22 protein-coding genes and 1 tRNA gene are annotated in these 24,934 nt (G+C 68.0%); 12 read left to right on the top strand and 11 right to left on the bottom strand.

Annotation, left to right across the window (positions count from 1 at the left end; translation table 11 throughout):
- A partial coding sequence (locus SREC43747_RS21880; RefSeq protein WP_236623063.1) for a hypothetical protein occupies window positions 1-186 on the top strand: 186 nt, incomplete at its 5' end.
- Between the two features lie 260 nt (window positions 187-446).
- Here the strand turns inward: SREC43747_RS21880 and SREC43747_RS0106830 are convergent.
- Window positions 447-836 (bottom strand): VOC family protein, encoded by a 390-nt coding sequence (locus SREC43747_RS0106830; RefSeq protein WP_029720407.1) that lies wholly within the window; start codon window positions 834-836, stop codon window positions 447-449.
- Window positions 805-1,185 (bottom strand): ArsR/SmtB family transcription factor, encoded by a 381-nt coding sequence (locus tag SREC43747_RS19630; protein ID WP_051387783.1) that lies wholly within the window; start codon window positions 1,183-1,185, stop codon window positions 805-807. Before SREC43747_RS19630 ends, SREC43747_RS0106830 begins: the two co-directional genes overlap by 32 nt.
- 114 nt (window positions 1,186-1,299) lie before the next feature.
- Between SREC43747_RS19630 and SREC43747_RS0106820 the strand changes: the two genes are divergently transcribed.
- The gene (locus SREC43747_RS0106820) at window positions 1,300-1,956 is read left to right on the top strand and encodes a maleylpyruvate isomerase N-terminal domain-containing protein (RefSeq protein WP_029720405.1); all 657 of its coding nucleotides are present in this window, start codon (window positions 1,300-1,302) and stop codon (window positions 1,954-1,956) included.
- Window positions 1,957-2,429: 473 nt separating this feature from the next.
- Here the strand turns inward: SREC43747_RS0106820 and SREC43747_RS0106815 are convergent, their stop codons facing one another.
- Entirely contained in the window at window positions 2,430-3,920 is a 1,491-nt protein-coding gene (locus tag SREC43747_RS0106815) for a helix-turn-helix domain-containing protein (protein ID WP_051387779.1), read from the bottom strand.
- Window positions 3,921-4,302: 382 nt separating this feature from the next.
- Here SREC43747_RS0106815 and SREC43747_RS20965 point away from each other — a divergent pair, with 382 nt between their 5' ends.
- Entirely contained in the window at window positions 4,303-4,716 is a 414-nt protein-coding gene (locus SREC43747_RS20965) for a hypothetical protein (RefSeq protein ID WP_152528338.1), read from the top strand.
- A gap of 6 nt (window positions 4,717-4,722) precedes the next feature.
- On the opposite strand, the gene SREC43747_RS20960 is transcribed toward SREC43747_RS20965, so the two are convergent.
- Entirely contained in the window at window positions 4,723-4,917 is a 195-nt protein-coding gene (locus SREC43747_RS20960) for a hypothetical protein (RefSeq protein ID WP_152528337.1), read from the bottom strand.
- Window positions 4,918-5,831: 914 nt separating this feature from the next.
- Between SREC43747_RS20960 and SREC43747_RS0106795 the strand changes: the two genes are divergently transcribed.
- Window positions 5,832-6,623, top strand: a complete 792-nt coding sequence (locus SREC43747_RS0106795; protein WP_029720401.1) for a hypothetical protein — start codon at window positions 5,832-5,834, stop codon at window positions 6,621-6,623.
- 123 nt (window positions 6,624-6,746) lie between these two features.
- Here SREC43747_RS0106795 and SREC43747_RS20955 read toward each other — a convergent pair whose 3' ends face one another.
- From SREC43747_RS20955 to SREC43747_RS0106780, 4 genes are all read right to left on the bottom strand, one after another.
- Window positions 6,747-7,040 carry a hypothetical protein gene (locus tag SREC43747_RS20955; RefSeq protein WP_152528336.1) on the bottom strand — a complete coding sequence of 98 codons (294 nt, stop codon included), beginning with the start codon at window positions 7,038-7,040 and terminating at the stop codon, window positions 6,747-6,749.
- Window positions 7,041-7,095: 55 nt separating this feature from the next.
- The gene (locus SREC43747_RS20950; RefSeq protein ID WP_152528335.1) at window positions 7,096-7,488 is read right to left on the bottom strand and encodes a hypothetical protein; all 393 of its coding nucleotides are present in this window, start codon (window positions 7,486-7,488) and stop codon (window positions 7,096-7,098) included.
- Between the two features lie 1,115 nt (window positions 7,489-8,603).
- On the bottom strand, window positions 8,604-9,932 hold the full coding sequence (locus tag SREC43747_RS0106785; RefSeq protein ID WP_029720400.1) for a hypothetical protein: 1,329 nt from the start codon (window positions 9,930-9,932) through the stop codon (window positions 8,604-8,606).
- A 760-nt stretch (window positions 9,933-10,692) separates the two neighbouring features.
- Window positions 10,693-10,777: transfer RNA gene (locus SREC43747_RS0106780), tRNA-Ser, on the bottom strand.
- A 282-nt stretch (window positions 10,778-11,059) separates the two neighbouring features.
- On the opposite strand from SREC43747_RS0106780, the gene SREC43747_RS0106775 reads away from it, so the two are divergent.
- Both SREC43747_RS0106775 and SREC43747_RS0106770 read left to right on the top strand, forming a co-directional pair.
- Entirely contained in the window at window positions 11,060-12,037 is a 978-nt protein-coding gene (locus tag SREC43747_RS0106775; protein ID WP_029720399.1) for an ABC transporter ATP-binding protein, read from the top strand.
- Window positions 12,034-12,804: an ABC transporter permease gene (locus tag SREC43747_RS0106770; protein ID WP_029720398.1), complete on the top strand. Its 771-nt coding sequence runs from the start codon at window positions 12,034-12,036 to the stop codon at window positions 12,802-12,804. Before SREC43747_RS0106775 ends, SREC43747_RS0106770 begins: the two co-directional genes overlap by 4 nt.
- 16 nt (window positions 12,805-12,820) lie before the next feature.
- Here SREC43747_RS0106770 and SREC43747_RS0106765 read toward each other — a convergent pair whose 3' ends face one another.
- Both SREC43747_RS0106765 and SREC43747_RS0106760 read right to left on the bottom strand, forming a co-directional pair.
- Entirely contained in the window at window positions 12,821-13,966 is a 1,146-nt protein-coding gene (locus tag SREC43747_RS0106765; RefSeq protein WP_029720397.1) for an endonuclease/exonuclease/phosphatase family protein, read from the bottom strand.
- 65 nt (window positions 13,967-14,031) lie between these two features.
- Window positions 14,032-15,561 carry a M28 family metallopeptidase gene (locus SREC43747_RS0106760; RefSeq protein WP_029720396.1) on the bottom strand — a complete coding sequence of 510 codons (1,530 nt, stop codon included), beginning with the start codon at window positions 15,559-15,561 and terminating at the stop codon, window positions 14,032-14,034.
- Window positions 15,562-15,753: 192 nt separating this feature from the next.
- On the opposite strand from SREC43747_RS0106760, the gene SREC43747_RS0106755 reads away from it, so the two are divergent.
- On the top strand, window positions 15,754-16,731 hold the full coding sequence (locus tag SREC43747_RS0106755) for an NAD(P)H-quinone oxidoreductase (protein ID WP_029720395.1): 978 nt from the start codon (window positions 15,754-15,756) through the stop codon (window positions 16,729-16,731).
- A gap of 49 nt (window positions 16,732-16,780) precedes the next feature.
- Here SREC43747_RS0106755 and SREC43747_RS0106750 read toward each other — a convergent pair whose 3' ends face one another.
- Window positions 16,781-17,980, bottom strand: coding sequence for a cysteine desulfurase-like protein (locus tag SREC43747_RS0106750; protein WP_029720394.1), 1,200 nt, complete (start codon window positions 17,978-17,980; stop codon window positions 16,781-16,783).
- A gap of 104 nt (window positions 17,981-18,084) precedes the next feature.
- Between SREC43747_RS0106750 and SREC43747_RS0106745 the strand changes: the two genes are divergently transcribed.
- From SREC43747_RS0106745 to SREC43747_RS0106725, 5 genes are all read left to right on the top strand, one after another.
- Window positions 18,085-18,627, top strand: coding sequence for a bacterial proteasome activator family protein (locus SREC43747_RS0106745; RefSeq protein WP_029720393.1), 543 nt, complete (start codon window positions 18,085-18,087; stop codon window positions 18,625-18,627).
- A gap of 207 nt (window positions 18,628-18,834) precedes the next feature.
- Window positions 18,835-19,689, top strand: coding sequence for a galactan export ABC transporter permease subunit Wzm/RfbD (gene wzm, locus SREC43747_RS0106740; RefSeq protein ID WP_029720392.1), 855 nt, complete (start codon window positions 18,835-18,837; stop codon window positions 19,687-19,689).
- A 17-nt stretch (window positions 19,690-19,706) separates the two neighbouring features.
- Window positions 19,707-20,513: a galactan export ABC transporter ATP-binding subunit Wzt/RfbE gene (gene wzt, locus SREC43747_RS0106735; RefSeq protein WP_029720391.1), complete on the top strand. Its 807-nt coding sequence runs from the start codon at window positions 19,707-19,709 to the stop codon at window positions 20,511-20,513.
- A 9-nt stretch (window positions 20,514-20,522) separates the two neighbouring features.
- Window positions 20,523-21,437, top strand: coding sequence for a galactofuranosyltransferase GlfT1 (gene glfT1 / locus SREC43747_RS0106730; protein ID WP_029720390.1), 915 nt, complete (start codon window positions 20,523-20,525; stop codon window positions 21,435-21,437).
- Between the two features lie 137 nt (window positions 21,438-21,574).
- Window positions 21,575-24,892 (top strand): arabinosyltransferase domain-containing protein, encoded by a 3,318-nt coding sequence (locus SREC43747_RS0106725; protein WP_029720389.1) that lies wholly within the window; start codon window positions 21,575-21,577, stop codon window positions 24,890-24,892.
- Window positions 24,893-24,934 lie beyond the last annotated feature (42 nt).

The following is a 24,934-nucleotide window of genomic DNA, read 5'->3' as shown; positions in this document are numbered from 1 at the left end:
TCGCGAGGCCCGTCTGCGGAGGCGCGCCCGGCCAGCCCCACCAGCGCTGCCCCACCGAGACCCCCGAGGAGCAGCCGGCGGTTCAGCGGAACGGGAGGGTGGCTGTCGGTTTCCGACCCGGACGAGGCCCCGCACGCCATGCACACGACAGCCACCCCTCCACGCATCTCGCCGCTGATCAGCTGAGATCAACTCGATCCTGGCACGAATCACCCCTCGACTTAAGGACTCATTTCGTCTGGGTTGTTCGTTTTGTCGTATCAATCGCCCCGAATTGCCCGCGCACAGCGTCACCGCCGAGCACGAACCCGCGAAATCGCACCACCCGATGAGATTGGCATCCGATGTGGACAGATTGACGGGGGAATCACCGGGTAAGTCCGACGAACAACCCTCATGTCCACTGAGGATTGTTAGATTTTTCCGGAAGGATTCCGGAAATTTGATCAGCCGGCCTGGTGGACGAGCTGGATCAAATTGCCGCAGGTGTCGTCGAGCACGGCCGTGGTCACCGTCCCCATGTCCGCGGGCTCCTGGACGAAGTGCACGCCGAGCCCGCGCAGCCGCTCGAACTCCGCCCGGACGTCGTCGACAGCGAATGCGGTGAACGGGATTCCGTCAGCGACCAGGGCTTCCTTGAACGACTTGGCCGCCGGGTGCGCGTCCGGCTCGAGGACGAGCTCGGTTCCGTCCGGATCCTCCGGGGACACCACGGTGATCCACCGGTGCTCTCCCATCGGGATGTCGTGCTTGCGCTCGAAGCCGAGGACCTCGGTGTAGAACCGGAGCGCCTTGTCCTGGTCGTCAACCATCACGCTGGTCAGATTGATCCTCATGGGACTCCCCCCCGCCGGTACCGAGGCGACCGTCAACGCCTTTCCCGGCCTTGGTGAGCCACCGCTCGACGATCGGTTCGAGCGGCGCGGTGTTGATGTAGTGGAACTTGTACCGCCCCTTGCGACTGGTCTCGACCAGACCTGCAGCCTCGAGAACGTCGAGGTGCTGCGAAATCGCCTGCCGGGACGAACCGAGGCCGTGCTTGGTCGCCAGCCGCGAGCAGATCTCGAAGAGCGTCTGGCCGTTCCGCTCGGTCAGCTCGTCGAGGATCGTGCGGCGCGTGGGGTCGGCCAGCGCCTTGAAGACCGCGTCCACACTCCCGAACGTTACGCAAGCATCCACTTGCATGTCAATGCTGGGGCGGGCCATCACCAGCGAATTCAGCACGAACCCTCCGCCAGTCCCACAGCTCGAGCACCGGAGAACCGGACACGCAGCGCGATCAGTTGCTAGCGTGCCCCCGTGGAACTCTTCTCCCACTGCTGGTCAGCGCTGCGCGCGGCGATCGCCGAACTGCCGGACGAGGCCTTCGCGCGCCCCTCCGGCTGCGCCGGCTGGCTCGTTCGGGACCTGGTGTGCCACCTGGTCATCGACGCCCAGGACGTCCTGATCACCCTCGCCACCCCCACCGAAGCCGAGCCGACCCGCAACGCGACCACCTACTGGGAGGTCACCAGCACACCCCCAACCGGGGACGACCCGCTCGACGCGCTGACCGTCCGGCTGGCCGCCGCCTACGAAGACCCGCGGCTGCTCAAGTTCCACCTGGACAACGTCGGATCCGCCGCCGATCGCGCTGCCGCGATGGCCGCCCCGGAGCGCCGGGTCGTCACCCGCGGCGAAGTCCTCACCACGGGCGACTACCTCCTCGCCCACGCCATGGAGTGGACGCTGCACCACCTCGACCTGATCGCCCACCTGCCCGGCACTGCCGAACCACCGGCGGAAGGGCTCGCCCGCTCCCGGCAGATGCTGGAGGAGATCGCCGGGGCCGCCTTCCCCGCCTCGTTCTCCGACGAAGACGCACTGCTGATCGGCACCGGGCGACGCGCCCCGACCTGGGCCGAGAAGGCCGAGCTCGGTGCGCTGGCCGCGGAACTCCCCTTCGTCCTCGGCTGAGCGCGGCAAGTGCACGAACCCTGATGACCCGGCATGCCTCCGCAGCAGCGCAGAAGCATGCCGGGTCATACCCCCAGTGGAACCAGGCCCAGGAAGAGCGGGAGCTGCGCGGAAACCGCGCAGTGGAAGATCCGTCAATTAATCCACTGTGAACTCAAAGTGGATGGAAGTGGCAATTCGCGCCAGGTCTCCTCGGAAACGCACCACGCATCTCCGACACCTGCCTCAGCGAGAAATCACCGAAGCGAACCGCTGCTGCAGCGAGCCGCTTCGGAAATCCGCACACCTCGCGACTTCACCAGGACAACGGACCCGATCACCACTATGCTCAGCCCCTGGAACTGCTCTCCTGGCATCGGCCTTCCAGACCGATCCCCTCGCAGCAGAAAAATTAGAACCTGGGGTCGATCTTGCGCAACGGTGCACGTTTCCCAAATCAACCGCGAAATTGTGCGCGGTGCCCAAACGCGGGTTCAGCGCTCGTGGATGTCCGCGATCCGGAAAGCGTGCACCAGATCGTGAACACCGGCCCCGGTGGTGAGCAAGTCCCGGTTGAGCATGCGCTCGACGACGCGCAGCCGAGCTCGCACGGTGTTCCGGCTGACCCCCAAGAGCTGAGCGGTCCGCTGCCGGTCGGTGTTGGCGGCGATCCAGCTGCGCGCGGTCAGCAGCAGGTCGCGCCGCTGGCCGTCCTCGAGCGGGTTGAGGAAGGAGTTCGCCCACGCCTCCGCTGCCCCGGTGGCCAGCAGGTCTTCGAAGACCAGCGAGGACCGGCCGATCTCGAGCGCGGGCTCCTCCAGCGGATTGGTGATGGACAGCGCCAGGTCGACCTCGGCACGGGTGCGGACGTCGTCCAGATCCCGGTCGAGCACCTCCGCCGCCCGCTTGACGTGGGCGGTGACCGTGTTGCGGCTGATGCCGAGCAGCCGCGCCACCGCCAAGCGGGGGAACGTCACGGCGAGCCGGACGACGTCGACCGTCATCTTCGGCAACGAGGCCAACGGCCGCAGGAAGGTGCGGGCCCAGGTGAGGGCATCGGTCCTGGGCAGCAGGTGCGCCAGCGCCGGTCGACCGCCGAAGGTGACGATGCGCTCGGGGGAGTTCCGGGCGATGGCCAGGGCGTGCAGCGCTTCGCAGTAGGCCTCCCCAGTCCCGTTCAGCGGGTGCGGGCCGCTCACCCCCAGCGCGTACTCCGGGTGCTGCCGGACCAGCTCGCGCAGCACCGCGCTGCGGCGGGCCGAATCGCCCTCCTCCGGCCCCTCCGCGAAGACGCAGATCAAGTGCTCGTCGAAAGCCGGGCAGTGCACCATCAGGCCCGTGCCGTGGTAGCCGTAGGAGTCCTGGTAGGCCTGGACGATGGGGTCCCGGTCCTGGGTCGGGCAGGACAGCAGGTGGACGCGGATCGTCTCCGCGTCCAGCACGGGGGGCTTGGTGCCGGTCGTCATCCGGCGGGCCAGCTCGGGGTCCCCGGCCATCAGCGCCGTGAACACGGCGAACCGCAGCTGCCGCGCCGTGCGTTCGAACCGCATCGTGTGCTGGTCGGCCAGCTGCGCCTGCCGCAGCAGCGAGATCACGCTCCCGGTGTAGGAGACGAGGGCGGCCGCCTGCGGGGTCAACGCCGAGCGGCTGACGGTCACCAGCACGGAGCGCGGGCCCTGCCGACCGAGGGTCTCCAACCGGACTTCCAGGTCGCCGACGCTGGTCACCGCCGAGGTCACCCGTTGCCTGGCCAGGCGGTCCCGCACCTCCGCGACCGAATCGAGGACCCCCACCGGGAACCCGGGGGTGCACAGCTCCACCTTCCCCGAGCTGTCGACGCAGGCGGCCTCCGCCGAGATCTTCCACCCCAACCAGCACAGCATGCTCCGGGCGTCGAGCCCGGGCTTGCCGGACTCCTGACGTCTCAGCTCGGAGAGCAGTTCGCCGAGAACGTCCTGGTGCTGTGGGACCCCGGTGCTTCCCATCCCTCTTGGTTCCTCCGTGCTAGATCAGGGCATCCAGCGCGATCCGGGCACGGTTCAGCAACTCCACCACCTGGCCGGCACTCCCGCGTTGCCACCGCAAGCCTGCAGAAGGAGCCCTTCGGGGCGGCCTTCCCGCCCGGACCGAACACGGACGTGGTCACAGGCCTGCGCCAAGATCATCCAGCTTAGCGCAGCTCTCCCCGCGTCGTCTGGCGAGTTCCCGACAGCCCCGGCGCCCGAACCCCGAGCAGCGCACCGGGCCAGAGCGTCTCAGACGGTGACTGGCACCGCGGATGTGGGGCCTGGACACCGCAGCCTGTCGATCCGCTGCGAGGTCTGCTGAGCGGTCCGGGGCCGGGGAGGTCAACGTCTGGCCGCCGCGATGGCGAGCGCGGTCCGCAGCGGCGTGGACCTTCAGCTGGTCGGTGCTGCTGAGCTTCTGGAGGCTGCTGCACGCCGTTGCCGCGGCCGCCGCAGCACCTGCCCTGGCCAGCACCGCCACCTCCTGCCGGAACAAAACAGCCTCCTGCTCGCTCGGTTCCACGCGGAGGAGTCGCTTCCGCGCGACTCCCTGTTCAAGAGAAGTCCGGGCCGGCCACGGGTTGCCCGACGGAGGGCGGGGATTTTCGACGGGCAGCAGGCAGCCCCTGCGGTGGCGGCGACCTATGGAGGTCTTGGCCTCGCGGAGAACGGCATCTCAAGAAGCAGCTTCGCCAGTTTCTCGTCCGATCGCGATAACCGCCTCGTGAAAAACCCGATCATTGCGCAATTTTTGGGGGCTACATTGGATTCGTGAAGACGCTCAGGTGGACGAGCACCATTGGTGCTCGCCGTGCAGGTCGTCGATCCACCCCCACTGCTCGCTCGGGGTGACGGTCAAACCGAGACGAGACCACCCCGGCTCACCTGCAGATCGCCACCCCCGGCGCGCTTCCTCGACCGCCCGCCACAGCCGGATGGGCCCGCGCTCGATCACCGGCCACATCCCGTTCGACACGGTTCGAGCATCGCGGCGTAGGAGCACAGGTTCCGAAGCCTGCTCCAGAAGCGGATCCCGACTGATCATCGCGAGGAATTTCCGTGCTAGGTCGACGGGACTGGTGTCGAGGTCGACGCTGAGCACCCGCTCATCACCGAGCCGGTGCACCGGCTTAGCGACATGCACGCAGTGGCTCTTGCACATCTTGCTCTGCGCTGACCACCTGGCTGACCTGCACGACTACCGCATGCGCTGGTCGTCGGCACTTCCACGTCGAGGCTGCCAGGAGCCAGGAGAGCAACTGCCAAAAGTACGAAAACGGTTCAACTTCGATCGAGTTCTGACATCCTCGAGCCTGGAGGGATCACAACCTCCAAGATGTGCAGCGTGCTCCCCCGAGCACGCATCTGGGGGTTGTTGAACAAGTACTGGGGGTTTGATGCGGAACAGCAGGAGGAAATCCGCGCGCAGGATTCTGGCTGCTACCGGTGTAGCTGGATGCCTGATCACGAGCAGCGCTGGGGTCACTGCAGCCGAACCGTCGTAGGGGATGCGAGCTCGTCTTCGAACGCGCAGGACGAGCTCCGAGATGAGCACCTGTTCCAACACCAAGGCGATTACGTGCACATCACCGCCGGCGAAGCTTCTGCGCACGGCTGGTGGACCACGAATGATCCGTACTTGCTCGACAAGACAGGCACGGTAGTGGTGGAGCTCCAATACCTCACGGAGAGCGGGTGGCAGACGGTGGTCACGGGTCCACCGCGCAGCATCCGACCGAACCAGACGAGCAAGCGCGCCAACGCCCGTATCGCGTGCAGAACGACTGCGCCACTAGGTGAGTGGCGCAGTGTGGTCGATGTGGACATTGACTGGGTCATAGACGACTCGAACGTGCTCATCACCCCAGTCCGCCTTCTACCGTGTCACCCATGAAGCCAGAGAGCACGCCTTACGCCACCTACCCGGCCTTCGTCGTGGGGTTGCACGGCACGTTGACCCTGCACCCCCTCGTGGCCGGGCAGCGGGAGCGCGGCGAGTTCGACCAGGACGTCTACGGGCTGCTGGTCCAGCGCAGTGCCGCGCTGGGCCTGGACGAGTTCGGGCAGCGGTCCAACACGGCTGTGCACTGGCACCAGCACGAGGCGGGCGGCGACTGGACGCAGGACGGGAAGGTGCGCCAGGCGGCCTGGATGCAGGCCGGGCTTCCGGACGTGCCCTCGCGAGTGCCGTCCTGGCAGGCGATGACGTGCCTGCGCGACGTGCTGGGCAAGATCGGCCGGTTCGACCTCGCCGGCACGCACGCGGTGCTCCCCCTGGGCGCGGACGTCCTCGACAACGAGCACTTCCCCACCACGCACGGGTGGTTCGCGCTCCTGCCCCAGGAGCCCGCGGAGATACTCGTCTCGGTGCGCACCTCCGTGGGGGTGGAGAGGCCCGATCCCGACCCGTTCGCGACCAGGATGGAGCAGCGGTCGCTCGCCACCCTGGCGGTCGAGGCGCTGGCCACCCCACCGGCCGGCGCTCCCGACCCCACCGGGTTCGAAGGTGCGTGGCTGCTCGGGGAAGGCGATCTGGACGCGCTCCACTTCCGGGTCAGGGCCCCGGAGTGGTCGCTGGACATGGCCGCCTTCACCACCGACCTGGTGTCCGATGTGGCCCGTTCCTGCGGGGTCCGCTCACCGCTGCTGGTCTCCGCGTTCCACACCGCAGCGCTCGACTAGCTCCGGCGACCGGGCCTGCCATTGGGTCCCGGTCAGGTCATCGAACTTCGAAATCGTCACCACAGCCGAGTCGTGGCGAATCGGAGCGAGAGGGGGTGCTGCAGTGCACCCGCTGCAGCACCCCTAGACCGACAGCGACGGAGGAAGTTCAACCTCCTCATTTGCACTGCGAGTGATCCTATCCAGAACAGGGTTCAACTTTTCTATTTCCTGAGAAGTCGCAGACACCATGTCGTTCAATTTTTTGACGGTCTCATCGAGAATATCCCTCCAACTCTCCCCTTCCGGTTCATTTATTTCTTCGGCGATCACCTCGCCTATTCCCTTCAACCCTCCGACTATAGCTCCTACGATTGCCCCTTCGTCCTTCGCCAATCCGCCGCCTATGGTTATTCCGGTGGCAATAGAATTGATCACGGTGTCCGCTTTCTCCGCCAGAGAGGAACTTTGACCAACACCGCCTTCCAGTTTTTTATAGCAGCGGAAAGGATATCGAGATAGTTTGCCTCGCCTGATCGATGACCGCCTCATAAGATTTCACAACGCTCGACAGCCACAGCAAGATCACATACTGGTCGTGCAAGCCATTTTTCAGGGAGTTCAGGTATTCGCGCCGAAAATACCACGAAGCACTTCCGTATGGACCTCTCCAGTATTCGAGTTTTCTGTCGATTTCCGCAACCGGCGAACTGTTCAGGTTCTTGTCGTAATCTTTCAAGCACGCCCGCGCCTCGTCGATGAACCTGGTTGCCGCCTCAGTGCCACCTGAGATGGATCCGAAGGATTGGACTACGGTGGCGAATCCTTGAATTGACGCCAGGCAACCCTCGGCAAGCTCTTCAGGAGGGGGCCATGTCATGCCCATGTCCAACCCCGACCGAAGGTGCACGATGTCTTTAAGGGTTTTGTTGAATCTTTCCGCATCGGCGGAGAATTCTTTGTCGTCCTTTGGCGCAGCACACCAACCCGCAGTTATTCTTTCTCGAAAAGACGCAGTACCCCGTTGAATTCATTTGCCGCTCGAACGTCGGCCTCGTCATACTCGTCAGCAGCACGCAGGAGAGCGCGGGATCCTCCGCCAATCCCCTTCTCCGCGATCTCCATGACTTGAATTACTGCGTCAGCAGCCCCTTGCCACTTGTCATTCGTCCTGCTGAAGCAGGAAGAAAAAACCGCAGAGGCAATATCTCGCCCGAACGTCAGCCTGGTCCGAGAACTTTTTACGTCTTCGGCGATCGAGGGCATGTCTTCTCTCGCGACTTTCCTCATCGCTCCAGTGCCGTGAGAGCGATCCTCTTCTTCCGGTATGAGATGGTCCCAGTCTCCCGGTCGAGTTGCGACGTAAAAGACGGCTTCCGGACAGCCCTGCTGCCTGGCAATGGAACATGACTTGCTTCAGAGTCTTCCCCGCAGGTTTCTAGGAGCGAACTCCGCAAGCGACCTGCACTCCCCGGACACCACCTCAGCGGACATGTCTTCTTCCGCGCATCTTCCAGTCAGGTCGAAGCATAGAGCCCTAGATCACCTTTTTGGGTGAAATCAACCGTATTGGCCTAAAACTTGCGCTGCGCAGCGCAGTTCCTTGCACCAAGCACGTAGCGCAGAAGGGCTCTTCGCCGATCAGGCGGATTCAACTGACCTAGCACCCGCCAAGGCGGTACCGGCCAGGTCCAACCACCATGATTTTCACCTGTGGAGGCGCTGCCGCAACGACGTCCTGCCAAGGAACGCCGCCCTCAGCGGGATAGCCGATGGTGAAGCTGGCAGCACGGCTCCACACCGTCCCAGCGGGCTGGCGATTGCTAGGGCAGTACCTGCTTTCAAGCGCTTCTTGAGCGGGTTCTCGTACCGCACCGATCAACTCGTGCGCGATCCACCGCTGGCCGTTCTTGAAGATCCGGTCGGCAACAGTTCCTGAGCGCACTCCACGGGCGTGGCGTCCACTCAGGACACCACGCCCGTGACCCGGGTCGAGTTCCGTCAGCCCGAGATCTCTTCAGGAATGGTCGCGTAGATCATCCGCTTGCCCGGGTGCTCGGAAACGGTCCACATGGTGCCGAGCGTGGTGCCGCCGCTGCCGTTCTGCCAGTGCGAGAGGTCCTCCGGACCGATGGCGGCGGGCTGGGTCGTCTGCACCTGGAGCGTCTCGGTCGAGCTGGTCGCCCGAGCCGTCTGGAACAAGAAGCCGTTGGAGTTCTTCCCGCGGCTCTGGCTGAGGTACCAGCGGCCGTTGAAGCGGGACGCCCCCTGGATGTTGCTCTTCGGGAGCTCGTGCGCGACGTCCGCCTGCCACCGGTAGGAAGTGTCGGTGATCTGCTCCCCGTTGGAGTCGACCGCGCCGGCGATCGGCCACGCGACCACGCGTCCGTTGGTCTCGGACTCGCTGCCGTTGCAGTACTCACCGGCCAGGATGTGGTCAGCACCGCTGCGGTCCAACCCCGCGTAGGAGAACCTCAGGGCCTTGCGGTCCGTGGTGCAGTACCCCTCCTCCTTGTTCGCGGTGGAGGTCCACGAAGCCACCTGCGGCATGACGTAGCGGTAGCCGTGCCCGTAGTAGGTCCCGTCGTGCCGGCCGATCTTGTCCGAGTCCTCGGTGTCGCCGTTGGATGCCGCCCCCAGGTCGTAGATGTGGCGCATGTCGAACACCCGGAACCCGCGGTTGGTGTCGGCGACGTACAGGAAGTTGCCGTACCAGACGATCCCGCCGGCGTGCAGCGACTTGCCCCCGCTGGTCTGCTCGTTGCGCAGGCTCATGTAGCTCGGGTTCCCGTAGGAGTTGATGGTCGGGTACACGAGCAGCACGTGCCGGTACTTGCCGGTGTGCGGGTCCACGAAGGTGACGCGCGTGCCCTTCTCCACCCCGTCGTCGCTGCTGTCGTACCAGGAGACCAGGACGGGCTGGTTCTCCTCGCCCCAGTGCTGGTCGTCCTGCGCGTCGGCGACGGTGGTCACGCCCTGCGGCATCCACAGGCCGGTTGAGCCGTCCCCGGAGTTGAAGCAGATGCTCTTGTGGACGCTGCTCAGTTGATCCCCCGCGGCGGCGGAGTTGCAGGGGGTGTAGGCGTCGCCGAGCTCGCCTTGCCGGTTGGCGTCGGCGATGATGCTCCCCACCCCGACGTTGGGCAGCTGCTCGTCGAGCAGCGCGACCCGGTTCTTCAGCTCGTCCCCCATCGAGTTGGGGCGCAGCTCGAAGTTGGCCAGATCGAGGAGGTCTTCGTTGGCCGAGGCCGCGCCCGCGGGTACCGTCGCGGCCAACAAGCCGAGGGCAGCCAAGCCGGTCGCGGCCAGACTGCGCAGTCGAGTGCGCATCGGGCTGTCCTTTCGCCGATCGTGTCCTCCGGACCTGCGACATCCTGACGTGCTCCGGAGAGGCGCACGGCGAAAACAGGCGAAATTACCCTTTCGGCCCAAGCGCACCCGCACGGGAACCCCGTTCGCACCGCGGGGCGGCCCCGGCCTCGGCTCCGGCATTCCTCCTGGTCCGGCTCCTCCCGGAAGCCAGCGCTACGGCATTCGTGCGGTGCGGCAAAGATTCTTCGTGCAACCCCACAGCTCCGCGGATCTCCGCCACGCCAGCGCGAGCGTTGATCGACGCCCACCGCAGCAGCTCGAGTCGAGGCCCCGTGGGGAAGAGCAATATGGACAGCAACGGGGCGCTCGCGGTGCTGGGCGGCGCTGCTGGCGATCGAGCGGTACCTCACCGGCCCGGCGGCGTGCCCGTTGAACCCGACGTCGTCGATCCACGGCACCGAGCGGTGGTCGCGGCTGCCGCCGGGGCGCAGCTGCTCCCCCTGGGAACTCCCCGGTGGCGCGCACACCGACGGCCCGCCCATCGCGCGTGGGGGATCCTGCTGCTCTTCGCCCTCCGGGAGGCTCAGCCTGCTGCTCCGTCGTCGCCGGGAAAGGTCCGCACCCGAGAACGCCGAGCTGGGCGGCCGGGAAGCGTCGTGAGATCGCGCGGCGAGGAGGGGAACCCGGCTTCGAGACCCGCCGAGCGCGGTTGCGACCACGAGGCACGACGCCAGTCCGATGCCGATCGTCGCACCGGCGTCGTGCCTGGTCTCGGCAGCGGAAGCGGGGGGATTCGAACCCCCGGTGCCTCTCGGCACGCTCGCTTTCAAGGCGAGTGCATTCGGCCGCTCTGCCACGCTTCCAACGCCGCAGCGTAACCAACCGGTCGATGCCGGGTTGCAAGCGGGGCCCGCGTTCGCGGGACGGCAACCAGGCTCTGGCCCCGGTGTTCTCAGCATGCCCCAGATCGAATCCGGCGGAAAGCCGATCCCGGTGATTCCCGACCCGTGGTCCCCTCCGGCACCGCCGGGTACCGCTGGAAAACCAGGTGCCCGAACCGGCCGGGAACCAGCAGAATCTGCCCCGGACCCCCGGAGCGCGTCGGCAACCCCGGTTATCGTCGACGGAGTGGAAGGCGAGCGGCCGTGAGCGCAGTCGAAGTCATCGACCTGGTCAAGCGGTACCCGAAGAGCGACACCAACGCCGTGGACGGGCTCAGCTTCCAGGTGCACGAGGGGGAGATCTTCGGGCTGCTCGGCCCGAACGGCGCCGGGAAGACCACCACGGTCGGCATCCTCACCACCCGGGTCACGCTGACCAGCGGCAAGGCCGTGGTCGCCGGGGTCGATGTGGCCGCGGACCCGGTCGGCACCCGGCGCAAGGTCGCCGTGGTCCCCCAACGGGTGAACCTGGACCGTTCGCTCAACGCCCGGCAGAACCTGATCTGGCACGCCGCCTACCACGGGGTGCCCCGCCGCGAGCGCAAAGCGCTGGCCGACGACCTGCTCGAGCGCATGGGGTTGGCCAACAAGGCCAAGGCCCGGATCGACGAGCTCTCCGGCGGCCAGGCCCAGCGGCTGATGATCGCCCGCGCCCTGACCCACCGCCCCGAGGTCCTGTTCCTGGACGAGCCGTCCACCGGTCTGGACCCGCAGGCCCGGCTCTTCGTGCACGAGCGCATCCAGGACCTGCGGGCCGACGGGGTCACCGTCGTGCTCACCACGCACGACATGGACGAGGCCGAGAAGCTGTCCGACCGGGTGGGGATCGTGGACCACGGGAAGCTGCTCGCCCTGGACACCCCCGAGGCGCTGATCAAATCCCTGCCGGGCGGGGCGACCATCGACGCCGCGGTCCAGCCGGGCGTGCTGCCGCCCGCGGAAACGATCGACCTGCTGTCCGCTCTGGACGGTGTGGAGAAGGTCGAGGAGATCCCGGGCGGCGGTGCGGACACCGATCCGGAACTGCGGCTGCGGCTGTACACCGGCGGGGAACCCGCCGCGCTGCTCGGCCCGGTCGCGCAGCTGCTGCACCAGCGCGGTGTGCCGGTGCGCGACCTGTCGCTGGGGACGGCGACGCTCGAAGACGTCTTCATCAGCCTCACCGGGAGAGAACTGCGATGAGTTCGCTGCGCGCGTTCGCCGCGGTGCTCGGCCGCGACGTGTTCGTCACCGGTCGGGAGCTGCCGAGCTTCCTGGCGCAGGTGCTGGTGCAGCCGGTGGCCTTGCTGTTCATCTTCGGCAAGGTGCTCGGGGAGCTCGGTTACGCCCAGCCGGGTTATGCGCAGATCCTGCTGCCGGGCATGGTGGCGTTGAACGCCTTCCTGGTGGCGCTGCAGAACACCTCGTTCCCGCTGGTGCTGGACTTCTCGTACTCCCGCGAGATCGAGGACCGCCTGCTGGCGCCGCTGCCGGTCAGCTGGGTGGCGATCGAGAAGATGGTGTTCGGCGCGCTGCGCGGGATGGTCGCCGCCGGCCTGATGGTGCCCATCGGGCTGTGGATGCTGGGCGGGGTGTCCTGGGACTTGAGCCGGCTGCCGCTGGCCATGCTGTGCGTGGTGCTCGGTTCCTGCTGCGGGGCGACGGTGGGGATGACGATCGGTGCCGCGGTGCCGCCCCGGCGGATCAACATCATGTTCGCGGTCATCCTGGCCCCGATCATGTTCACGGGTTCTTCCCAGTTCCCGTGGCCGCAGCTGGTGGACCTGCGCTGGTTCCAGTTGATCTGCGCGGTCAACCCGCTCACCTACGTCAGCGAGGGCATGCGCGGCGCGCTGCTGCCGGACGTGCCGCACATCCCGGCTTGGGTGTGCGTGCTGGCCCTGCTGCTGTCGATCAGCGCGTTCGGCGCGCTCGGCACCAAGTTCTTCCTGCGCCGCGCCCTGGACTGACGCCGGGCGTTCCCGCTCAGACGAGCAGGTCCACCCACACCATCCGGTGGTCGGAGGCTTCGGTGACCGGGTGCTCCCCGGTGGGCCAGAAGACCCCGCTGCGCAGCGGTTTCAGCGGCCACGACGGCAGCACGTAGTCCACCCGCAGGTTGCCGGGGGCTTCGTCGTTGAAGTCCCCGGTGTCGTGGAACGGGTTGCCCCGGTGCTGGGTGTTCGCCCCGCCCTGCCGCAGGGCGGCCGCGACGCCGCCGATGCTGCCGGGCAGCGGATCGACGACCCGGGGCGCGTTCAGCAGCAGCTGGGCGGCGGTGCTGTCGCCGTCGAGCGGGTCGGAGTTCTGGTCGCCGACGATGACGAAGCGCTCGCCTTCCGGCAGGCCACCGGTGGTGCCGGTGTCGTCGTAGATGTAGTCGCCGCGGCCGGGGGTGACGTAGTCGGCCCAGAAGCGGATCTCGTCGTGGTTGCGCAGCCCGTTGCGGTCTTCGGGCCCGTCGAAGTTCGGTGGGGTGGGGTGGGAGGCCAGCAGGTGCACGGTTTCGCCGCCGATGCGGATCGACAGGTCCCAGTGGGACTTGGAGGACAACCGCAGGTGACGGAGTTCTTCCGGGGAGTACCAGTCGGCCGGTTCGGGGGTCCGGGGGTCGTCCGGGAGCTTCGCGCCGGGCATGTCGGCCCAGCGGAAGTGCTGGAAGGTGCGGACCTCCTCGATCGGGTGCTTGGAGAGCACCACCATCCCGTACTGGCCGGGGAACTCCCCGAAGCCGAAGGCGTCGTCCGGGCCGCCGACGACACCGTCGTTGTTGAGGTCGAACCCGGACGGCACACCGGTGTTCACCGGGGCGGTGAACGCGTACGGGTAGTCGATGGGGTTCTTCCCGCGCTGCAGGTAGTTGGTGCGGAAGGCGTCGACCGCCGCGCCGCCGGGGACGTGGTCGAACTCGTTGAGCAGCACCACGTCCGGGCGAATGCGCTGGATCGCGTCGGCGATCGCGCGGGCCTGCGGATCGTCCGGTGTGGACAAATCGGCCAGCAGTTGACCTTCGGCCGGCCGGTTCAGCGAGGTGTTGAAGGTCGCGAAGCGGACCGGTGGGTCGGCTGCCGCGGTGGCCGGGGTGAGCAGTGCGGCGGTGATCAGCAGCGCGGCGAGGACGGCCCGTTTCACGAATCCCTCCAAGATCGGTGGAATCCGGGCACCCGGCGGGTCGGCCGAGTGCCCGGTGTCGAGCATCAGGCGCGGTCGCGGACGCAGCCGTGCCCGTGGGTGGTTTCCTCCGCCGTGGACAGCGACTTGACCATCGCGGTCTTCTCGGCCGCGCGCAGCTGGGCGCGCTCGGCCCTGGTCTGCATGCCGTTGATGTGCTCGGTGCTCTGCGAGTACGAGTCGATCACCGAGGCCAGTGCCTTCGCGTTCCGCTCCAGCGCCACGTAGTCCACGTTGGACAGGTTGTCGCCGGCGGTGTGGTAGTTCGGGTCGTAGGCCACGCCGGCGGTGCCGCCCCACTTGGCCGCCTGCTCCTCGGTCTTGATCTTCTCGGCCCCGGTGAACAGACCGCCGGCCGGGATGCCGACCGCGATGAACTCGCCGTAGTCGGAGCGGCCGTCGAAGTCGGTGCCTTCGGCCTCCACGCCCTGCTCGGCGAGCGCGGCCACGAAGTCCGCCTCGATCTGGGCGGAGCCCTCCGGACCCGGACCGGCGCCTTCCCCGTCGGAGTCGTCGCCGTCGTAGACGAAGTAGCCGGCGTTCGGCGAGCCGATCATGTCGAAGTTCAGGTAGAGCGCGATGTCCAGCTGCTCTTCGAAGGACAGGCTCTGCACGTACTTGGTGGAGCCGACCAGGCCGGACTCCTCGGCACCCCACCACGCGAAGCGGACCGCGTTCTGCACGTCCGGGGAACCGCCCATGCGCAAGGCGGTTTCCAGCAGAGCGGCGCTCCCGGTGCCGTTGTCGTTGATGCCGGCCCCTTCCGCGACGCTGTCCAGGTGGGCACCGGCCATCACGACGTTGTCGGTGCGCCCGGTGCGGGTCTGGGCGACGACGTTGCGGGTGGTGACGCTCTCCAACCTGGACTGGATGTCCAGCTGGACCTCGGCACCGGCCTGCCCGGCCAACTGCTCCCCGACCTGCTTGGTGACGCCGGCGGTGGGGATGCGGGCGTCCTCCGGGTCGCCGAGGGTGCCGTTGAGCGCGCCGTCCACGTCGTTGTAGATGATCGCCGCACTGGCCCCCAGGTCGGAGGCCACCTGCTGCTTCTCCGCGAAGGTGCAGGAGCCGCGCTGGACCAGCACCACGCTGCCGGAGATGTCCATGCCGTCGTAGTCGCTGGCTTCGCACCCCGGGGTGTCGTCCACCGGGGCAACGGTCAGCGGCGCGGTGATGCCGCCTTCCGGGGTGGCCGGGGAGTACTCGAGCGCGCTGCCCTCGACCGGTTCGCCGGCCACCGCGAGGCTGAACGAGTCCAGGTAGTAGGCCTGGTAGGTGAATTCCGGAGTGGTCACGTCGAAACCGGCGCGGCGCAGCTTGTCCGCCACGTAGTCCACGCTGGCCTCGTAGCCCGGCCGCCCGGAGGCCCGGTTGCCCTCGTTCTGGTCGGCGATGCGCTGCAGCGCGACCAGGTGCCGGTTGACGGCGTCGGCGCTGATCTGGTCGCCGAGGTCCGCCGGAGCGGCCAGCGCTGGCGCGGTGATGCACATGGCCGCGGCACCGGCGACCGCAGCGGTCACCGCGTGCCGACGCGACTTGAAGGTTCTACGGCTCATCCGTACTCCCCGATTCGGGTGGATCTATGCACTCGATAGCCTTTGGAAGATCACGCTACGAAGTCAAGCCTGCGCGAAAAAGCGTTAAGAACCAGGAATCCTTTCCCGTTTTTACCGATTTGCCTACGCCGAAGTTTGCTCCGCGCCCGTCCGACGCGCCATTCGCGCTTCACACGGACTACCGTCTGGGGCATGTACGCGATCACCATCCGTGAACCAGGTGGCCCGGAAGTTCTGGAGTGGACCGAACGGCCGGACCCGCAGCCAGGTCCCGGTGAAGTGCTCATCGACGTCGCCGCCAGCGCGGTCAACCGCGCGGACCTGAGCCAGCGGCAGGGGCACTACCCGGCCCCGAAAGGCGCCAGCGACGTCCTGGGCCTGGAGTGCTCCGGCACCATCGCCGCGCTCGGCGAAGGGGTGACCGGATGGCAGGTGGGCGACGAGGTGTGCGCCCTGCTGGCCGGCGGGGGTTACGCGGAGAAGGTGACCGTCCCAGCCGCCCAAGTGCTGCCCAAACCGTCCGGTGTGGACTTGGTGACCGCGGCCGGAATCCCGGAAGTCGTCTGCACGGTGTGGTCCAATGTGGTGATGAAGGCCGGCCTGAGCAGTGGTCAACTGCTGCTGGTCCACGGCGGTTCCGGTGGGATCGGCACCTGCGCCATCCAGGTCGGGCGCGCGCTCGGCGCCCGCGTGGCGGCCACCGCGGGAGCCCCGGAGAGCCTGGAGCTGTGCCGCGAACTCGGCGCCGACCCGGTGATCAGCTACCGGGACGAGGACTTCGTCGAGGTGGTCAAGGAACTCGGCGGCGCCGACGTCATCCTGGACAACATGGGCGCGTCCTACCTGGATCGCAACCTCCGCGCCCTGGCCCCCGACGGGCACCTGGCCATCATCGGTTTCCAAGGCGGCAACAAGGCCGAGTTGAACATGGGGCGGATGCTGCTGAAGCGGCTCACCCTGTCGGTGATCGGACTGCGCGGCCGCCCGGTGGACGGCCCGCACGGCAAAGCCGCCATCGTCGCCGACGTGCGCGAGAAGGTGTGGCCGATGATCGAATCCGGTCAGGTCAGGACGATCGTGCACGACCGGGTGCCGCTGGCGGAAGCCTCCCGGGCGCACGCCATGCTCGAAGCCGGCGGGGTGCGCGGGAAGATCCTGCTGGTGCGCTGAACCGCCCGGACGGGACCTGCCGGGCGGGCCCACCCGGGCCCGCCCGGCGTCAGCCGAGCTCGGCCATCGCCCTGGTGAGCTGGTCCACTTCCCAGGCGTTGGTGTAGTGCGCCAGCCCCACCCGGACCACACCGCCGACCTCACCGACCCCGAGCACGGAGAACACCCCGTGGGTGCCGGGGTCGGCGAACGCGCACACCCCCTGCTCGGCGAGGAACTTCACCACGTCGTCGGCCTTCACGCCGTCCACGGTGAAGGCCAGCACCGGCACCCGGCGCATCGCGTCCCCGATCACCATGACGTGCCGCAGCCGCCGCAAGTTGTTGGTCAGCGTGGCCAGCAGCCCCGCCTGGTAGGACTTCACCGACGCCAGGGAGGTCAGCACCCGCTCCCGCCGCGGGCCCACCGCCGCGTCGTCCAGGGCCGCCAGGTAGTCGACCGAGGCCACCAGCCCGGCCAGCAGCGGGTGGGCGTGCGGGCCGAGCTCCAGCCGCTCCGGCCCCCGCGCCCCCGGCTCCAAGGCCACCGGCGGCAACTGGTCCAGCAGGGCCGGGTTCCGGAACGCCAAGGCCCCCACCGGCGGCCCGCCCCACGCGGAGGCGTTCACCGCCACCACGTCCGCCCCCATCGAATTGATGTCCAGCGGCACGAACGGCGCCGCGGCCGACGCGTCCACCACCACCAGGGCGCCGTGCTCGGCGGCGGCCTCCACGACCGACCGCAGGTCGGGCCGGGTGCCGACCGCGCCCGAGGCCGCGGTGATCGCCACCACCTTGGTGCGCGGCGTGATCAGGTCCCGGAACTGCCAGGCGGGCAGCTCGCACGTCTCGATGTCGACTTCCGCCCAGCGCACGGTGCTGCCGGACCGCTGCGCGGCCCGCTGCCACGGGTCCACGTTGGCGGGGTGGTCGAGCCGGGACACCACCACGTCGTCGCCGATCATCCAGCCGTCCCCGAGGGCATCGGCCAACCGCTGCAGCAGCACAGCGGAACTGGGGCCCAGCACCACCCCTTCCGGCCTGGCCCCGGTCAGATCGGCGATGGCGCGACGAGCGGCTTCCACGATCGCCTCGGCCCGCTGGGACGCGGGGAAGATCCCGCCTGGACCGGATACCGGAGCCCGCAGGGCGGTCGATACCGCGGTCGCCACCTGTTCTGGAACCTGCATGCCTGCCGGGGCGTCAAGGTGCACCCACCCGTCGCCCAGTGCGGGGAACAACCCGCGAACCGCAGCGACGTCGAACGCCATGCCAGACACCGTAAGCGCGCTGCCCGGGGAGCTCGCCGCCGGGTGGTCGAAGTCCCGGGCGGGCGGGTTGGCCGGAAGCGCCGCCGACAGGCCAGGATGGAGGCATGAACCACGACGAGAACACCGGCAACCCGAACGTCTTCGTCATCGGAAGGGACGGCGAACCGGTGGGCCCCACCGGTGAGGCGCAGAAGGGCGACGAGTCCCAGGAGCGCGGCGAAGACCTCGGTGACCTGGTCGAACAGCCGGCCAAGGTGATGCGCATCGGCACGATGATCAAGCAGCTGCTCGAGGAAGTGCGCGCGGCGCCCCTGGACGAGGCCAGCCGCACCCGGCTGAAGGAGATCCACCAGTCCTCGATCCGGGAACTGGAGAAGGGCCTGGCCCCGGAGCTCATCGAGGAGCTGGAGCGGCTCACGCTGCCGTTCACCCAGGAGGAAACCCCTTCCGACGCCGAACTGCGGATCGCGCAGGCGCAGCTGGTCGGTTGGCTGGAAGGGCTGTTCCACGGCTTGCAGACGGCGCTGTTCGCCCAGCAGATGGCGGCGCGGGCGCAGCTGGAGCAGATGCGCCGCGGCCTGCCGATGGGGGGACGCCAGGAAGGCGACAGCGACCACCACTCGCGGGGAACCGGGCAGTACCTGTGACGGCGGGAGCGGGCGGGCCGGGAGCGGAACGGTGTTCTCCGGTACCGGCCAGCCCGAAAGCCGGGGCATAACGGACGTAGGACCACAACTGCGGACACGCGCGGCGACCACCGGTCAAGCGGGAAACAGTAGCTGGTGGCGGGCCACCGGCGGTCACCAACGCCCTAGCCCTTGGGGTGAAACGAAGGATCGGTACTCTGACCCACTGTGCAGGCCACAAGCACGCTAGAGCGACCCGAGGCTCCGCCGGAAGCATCTTCCCGGAGTTTCCGTAAAGCGTTCAACGACATCCGCGGAGGCATCCGCCAGCGCGAGCTGTGGGCTCACCTCGGCTGGCAGGACATCAAGCAGCGCTACCGCCGTTCGGTGATCGGCCCACTGTGGATCACCATCGGCATGGGGATGACCGCTGCTGCGCTGGGGCTGCTGTACTCCCAGCTGTTCCAGCAGGAGATCAACACCTTCCTGCCCTACCTGACGGTCGGCTTCATCATCTGGAACTTCATCCTCGGTTGCCTCACCGAGGGCACCGAGGTGTTCATCGCCAACGAAGGCCTGATGAAGCAGTTGCCGGCGCCGATCAGCGTGCACGTGCTGCGCCTGGTGTGGCGGCAGACGCTGTTCCTGGCGCACAACATGGTCGTCTACCTGATCGTGCTGGCCATCTTCCAGATGCCGGTGAACTGGACGCTGGTGCTGGCGGTCCCGGCCGTGGTGCTGCTGATGGTCAACGGCGCCTGGGTGGCGCTGCTGTTCGGCATCGTGGCGACCCGGTTCCGGGACATCCCGCCGGTCATCAACAGCCTGTCGACGCTGTTGTTCTTCATGACGCCGATCGTGTGGCGGGCGGACATCCTCGAGCAGCGCGGCCAGGGCGACCGGGCCTACCTCGCCGAGTTCAACCCGCTCTACCACTACATCGAGATCATCCGCGATCCGCTCATCGGACAGCCCCCGCAGCTGCTGAACTGGATCGTGGTGCTCGGCTGCACGGTGGTGGGCTGGCTGCTGGCACTGCTCGTCATGCGGAACTACCGCGCCCGCGTCACCTACTGGATCTGATCGGGGGCTGAAGAACTGTGGTCAGCATCGACGTCTGGAACGCAGCGGTTGACTTCCCGATCTTCGACGCGAAGTCCCGTTCGCTGAAGAAGTCCGTGCTCGGCAAGGCCGGCGGTCGGATCGGCACCGAGAGCAAGGTGCCGGTCATCGAGGCGCTGCACGACATCAACCTGTCGCTCCGGCACGGCGACCGGGTGGCCCTGGTCGGCCACAACGGGGCCGGCAAGTCCACCCTGCTGCGGCTGCTGGCGGGCATCTACGAGCCGACCCGGGGCAGCGCCCAGGTGATCGGCAAGGTGGCCCCGGTGTTCGACCTGGGCGTGGGCATGGACCCGGAGATCTCCGGCTACGAGAACATCATCATCCGCGGCTTGTTCCTCGGGATGAGCCGCAAGCAGATGGAGAAGCGGGTCGACGAGATCGCCGACTTCACCGAGCTCGGCGATTACCTGCAGATGCCGCTGCGCACCTACTCGACCGGCATGCGGGTGCGGCTGGCGCTGGGCGTGGTCACCTCGATCGACCCGGAGATCCTGATCCTGGACGAGGGCATCGGCGCGGTCGACGCGAGCTTCCTGGAGAAGGCCCGCGGTCGGCTGCACGACCTCGTCCGCCGGTCCGGGATCCTGGTGTTCGCGTCGCACTCCGACGAGTTCCTGATGGAGCTGTGCAACACCGCCCTGTGGCTGGAGAAGGGCGGCATCCGGGAGCAGGGGTCGCTGCGCGAAGTCTTGACCCACTACAAGGGCTACGACCCATTCGAGAACTTGAGCGAGGAAGCACAGGCCCGGATCGGCGAGTCCGCGGGCGTGGAACAGGGGTAGGGAGACCTCATGAGCACTGGCTCCGCACAGCAGCTGCCGAACGGTTCCGTCGTCGCGGTGATCGTCACCAGAAACCGCCGGGAGCTGCTGGCCGAGTCGTTGAAGGTCATCGCAAGCCAAACCCGCCTGCCGGACCACCTGGTGGTCGTGGACAACGGGGTGGAACAGCCGGCCGAGGACGTGGTGGCGGATTGCCCGATCCCCTCCACCTACCTGCTGTCCCGCCGCAACCTCGGCGGGGCCGGCGGGTTCGCCCTCGGCATGCTGCACGCCCTCGCCCTGGGCGCCGAGTGGGTGTGGCTGGGCGACGACGACGGCCGCCCGGCCGACGAGCACGCGCTGGAGACGCTGCTCTCGGTGGCCGAGCGGAAGAAGCTCGCCGCGGTGTCCCCGGTGGTGGTCAACATCGACACCCCGGAGAAGCTGGCCTTCCCGCTGCGCCGGGGTCTGGAGTGGAAGCGCCGGGTCAGCGAACTGGGCAGCACCGACTTCCTGCCGGGGATCGCGTCGTTCTTCAACGGTGCGCTGTTCCGCGCGGCCACTCTGGACGTGATCGGGGTCCCGGACTACCGGCTGTTCTTCCGGGGCGACGAGGTGGAGCTGCACCGCCGGCTGGTGCGCTCCGGGCTGCCGTTCGGCACCTCGCTGCGCACCCGGTTCCTGCACCCGGACGGGTCGGAGGAGTTCAAGCCGATGCTCGGCGGCCGGTTCCACGCGCAGGACCCGTCGGACGAGGTCAAGCGGTACTACACCTACCGCAACCGCGGCTACTTGCTGTCCCAGCCGGGGATGCGCCGGATCGGCGCGCTGGAAGTGGTCCGGTTCGGACTGTACTTCGTGTGGCAGCGGAAGGACCCGAAGGCGTTCCGGCAGTGGCTGCGGTTGTTGCGCCAAGGACAACGGGAGCGCTTCTTCCGCCGTTGACCGTCCGGTTACGACAACCTTAGAGTTTTCTGAGAAAAATCTGAGATCCGCAGCTCACGGCACCGGCGTGCGCGACAGTTCACACCACGCCGGAATGCCGTTAAACCGGTCGGTTCCGCGACTACTATTCTTCCTGCGTGCTCAAGGGTCAGGAAGACCCCCGCCGAACGGATGATCCTGCGGCGGGCACCTCAGCAACCCGGCGACCGTCGGCGAGCCGGCTGAAGTTCTTCGCGTCGCTGTTCGGTGTCATCGGCACGGTGCTCGCCCTGGCGGTTCCTTTCTTACCGGTCAACTACGACATCACCACGCTGCGGTGGCCGACCGCGCAAGGCACCCAGTCGGTTTCCGCGCCGCTGGTCAGCTACTCGCCGGTGTGGTTGAACGCCGAGGTGCCGTGCGAGTCCGCCCGCAGCTTGGACGCCCGCAGCGACGGCCCTGGTGTGTTGCTGAGCACCAACCCGCCTTCGTCGGACTACGGGAACCTGACCGGCCTGATCCTGCAGGTGCACAACGGCAACCTGACCGTCCTCATCAAGGGCCAGCAGGTGGGCAGCATGCCGCTGCCGGACGGGGACTGCTCGATCTCGGTCCACTCGGACGGGCACCGCACCACCGCCAGCATCGGCGAGGAGTCGATCGCCAACCTGGCCGGTGACCGCCGTCCGCAGGTGACGGGCATCTACTCGGACCTGGACGAGGCGACCGACCCGATCTCCGGGCTGTCCTTCGAGGCGCGGGTGGACAACCGCTACGAGAGCTACCCGACCACCCTGAAGCTGGTCGTGATCGCGCTCGCGGTCGCCTGCTTCATCGGCTCGGTGGTGTGCCTGCGGCGGCTGGACATGCGGGCCGGGCGGCGTCCGCCGCGGCTGGTGCCGCCGAAGTGGTGGAAGCCCACCTTCCGCGACGTCTCGGTCATCAGCGCCCTGGTGCTCTGGTGGATCATCGGCGCGATGACCTCGGACGACGGGTACATCCTGACCATCGCCCGCGCCCGGGAGGACGTCGGCTACGTCAGCAACTACTACCGCTGGTTCGCGGTCCCCGAAGCCCCCTTCGGCTGGTTCTACGAGCTGTACTCGCTGTGGGTGCAGATCTCCACCGCCACCCCGTGGGTGCGGCTGCCCGCCCTGCTGATGGGCATCGTCAGCTGGATGCTGATCAGCCGCGAGGTGCTGCCCCGCCTGGGCCAGCAGGTGCGGCGCAGCAACGCCGCCGGCTGGGCCGCCGCGGCCGTGTTCCTGGCCTTCTGGCTGCCCTACAACAACGGCCTGCGCCCCGAGCCGGTCGTGGTGCTGTTCTCGCTGCTGGCGCTGTGCGCGGTGGAGCGCGCGGTGGCCACCGGGCGGCTGATGCCGGCGGCGCTGGGCCTGGTCGGCGCCGCGCTGTCGGTGGGCGCCAACCCGCACGGGCTGGTCTCGGTGCTGCCGTTCATCGCCGCGTTCAAGCCGCTGTTCCAGCTGGTGCGCAAGCGGGCGCAGGAGTTCGGCTGGCTGCCGGTGCTGGCCCCGATCGCCTCCTCCGGATTCGTCATCCTGACCCTGGTCTTCTCCGACCAGACCATGCAGTCGGTGCTGGACGCCACCGAGCTGCGCACCGACCTGGGCCCCAGCCAGAGCTGGTACGAGGAGCTGAGCCGCTACGACCTGCTGTTCAGCCCCACCCCGGACGGCTCGATGACCCGCCGGTTCCCGGTGATGCTGGTCATCCTGTGCCTGATCACCTGCGGTGTGGTGCTGCTGCGGCGCGGCCGGATCCGCGGTGCGGCGCTCGGCCCGAGCCGCCGGCTGCTGGCGGTGGCCGGGATGTCGTTCCTGGTGCTGATGATGACCCCGACCAAGTGGTCGCACCACTTCGGCATCTTCGCCGCGGTCGGCGGTGCGCTGGCCGCCTTGACCGCGCTGGCCACCAGCTCCACGGTGCTGCGGTCCCGCCGGAACCGGGCGGCGTTCTTCGCCGGCCTGATGGCGATCCTGGCGTTCGCGGCGACCGGCCCGAACGCGTGGTGGTACGTCTCCAGCTGGGGCGTGCCGTGGTTCGACAAGCCGCCGCAGCTGAAGGGCTACCACCTCAGCACGATCCTGCTGGTCATCGCCGCCATCTCGCTGATCGTGGCGCTCATCGAGCACCTGCGGCTCGACGAGCACAACCCGAAGGTGGTGAACGAGAGCTTCCGCGGCGAGGAGAAGGGCAGCCGGGCGCTGCGCCTGGGCACCGCCCCGCTCTCGATCATCTGCGCCCTGCTGGTGGTGTTCGAGCTGGCCAACTTCGGCAAGGTCGTGCAGAAGCAGTGGGGCAGCTTCAGCTTCGGCTACGACAACGTCCGGCAGCTGGCCGCGCAGAGCTGTGGGCTGTCCGACTACATCTACGTCGAGACCAACCCCCAGGCCGGGATGCTGCAGGTGTCGTCCGAGCAGCCGACGGTGGCCGCCCCGTCCGAAGACCCGGACATCGGGGTGCCGCCCAAGCGGCTGGCCGGCAAGGAGGACGCCAACCAGTACCTCGAGGCCAAGATGGAGGGCTTCAACCGGCCGGGCCTGCCCCCGGGCGACGGCACCGACCCGCAGGAGCCCGACTGGGACCCGCCGCACCAGTTCGGCGGGGACAACGCGCCGGTGTGGGGCAGCTACGACTCGGCCGGCGTCGGCACCGGCGAGCTGCGCACCCAGTGGTACGACCTGCCGGAGCGGGCCGCCACCGGGGAGGTCCCCGTGGTGATCTCGCTGGCCGGCGCGGAGCTCGGGGCGAACTCGATCGCCCTCGAGTTCGGTCGGGACACCGAGCAGGGCTTCCAGATCATGGAGCGCCGGTACGTGGTCCAGGGGCCGGCGCCGCGGTGGCGCGACTACCGGTACACGATCTCCGGCAAGGCCGAAGGCGCCACCAAGATGCGGATCGTGGCCACCGACAACTCGCTCGGGCCGCACGGCTGGCTGGCGGTGAGCGCCCCGCGGGCGCCGCAGCTGGTCAACATGACCGAATTCGTCGGCGACCAGTCCACGTTCGTGGAGTGGACGGCGGCGCTGGTGCACCCGTGCCTGCAGATCCCGGGCATCCACAACGGCATCGCCGAGATCCCGAAGTTCCGGGTCGCCGCCGGGGCCGAGGTCCGCGACGTCGGCCAGGGCTGGTCGTCGCCGGACGCCGGCGGGCCGTTCGGGTGGATGAACGTGGCGACGAGCATGCGCGAGCTGCCCACGTACTTGCGCAACAACATCCACCGGGACTGGGGCTCGCTGTACGCGGTGGACCCGTACGAGCCGGATGCGCTGCCCGCGCAGTCGGCGATGGAGGTGCACACCGAGACGCACTGGGGCACGTGGAGCCCGGGCCCGCTGACCAAGACCGTCCAGCTGCCCGGTGACGTGCCGAGCTCGAACGACCGCAACGACATCGTCCCGTTCGAGGCGTTCGAGGACGGCGAGGACGAAGCGGACGACACCCAGGAGTGACCTGGGCGCGAGGAGGCCGGAGGTCCCGGTGAACGGGCCTCC

The sequence above is a fragment of the Saccharopolyspora rectivirgula DSM 43747 genome (genome assembly GCF_000497205.1).
Lineage (GTDB): Bacteria > Actinomycetota > Actinomycetes > Mycobacteriales > Pseudonocardiaceae > Saccharopolyspora > Saccharopolyspora rectivirgula.
This window is presented reverse-complemented; position numbering and strand designations above follow the sequence as displayed.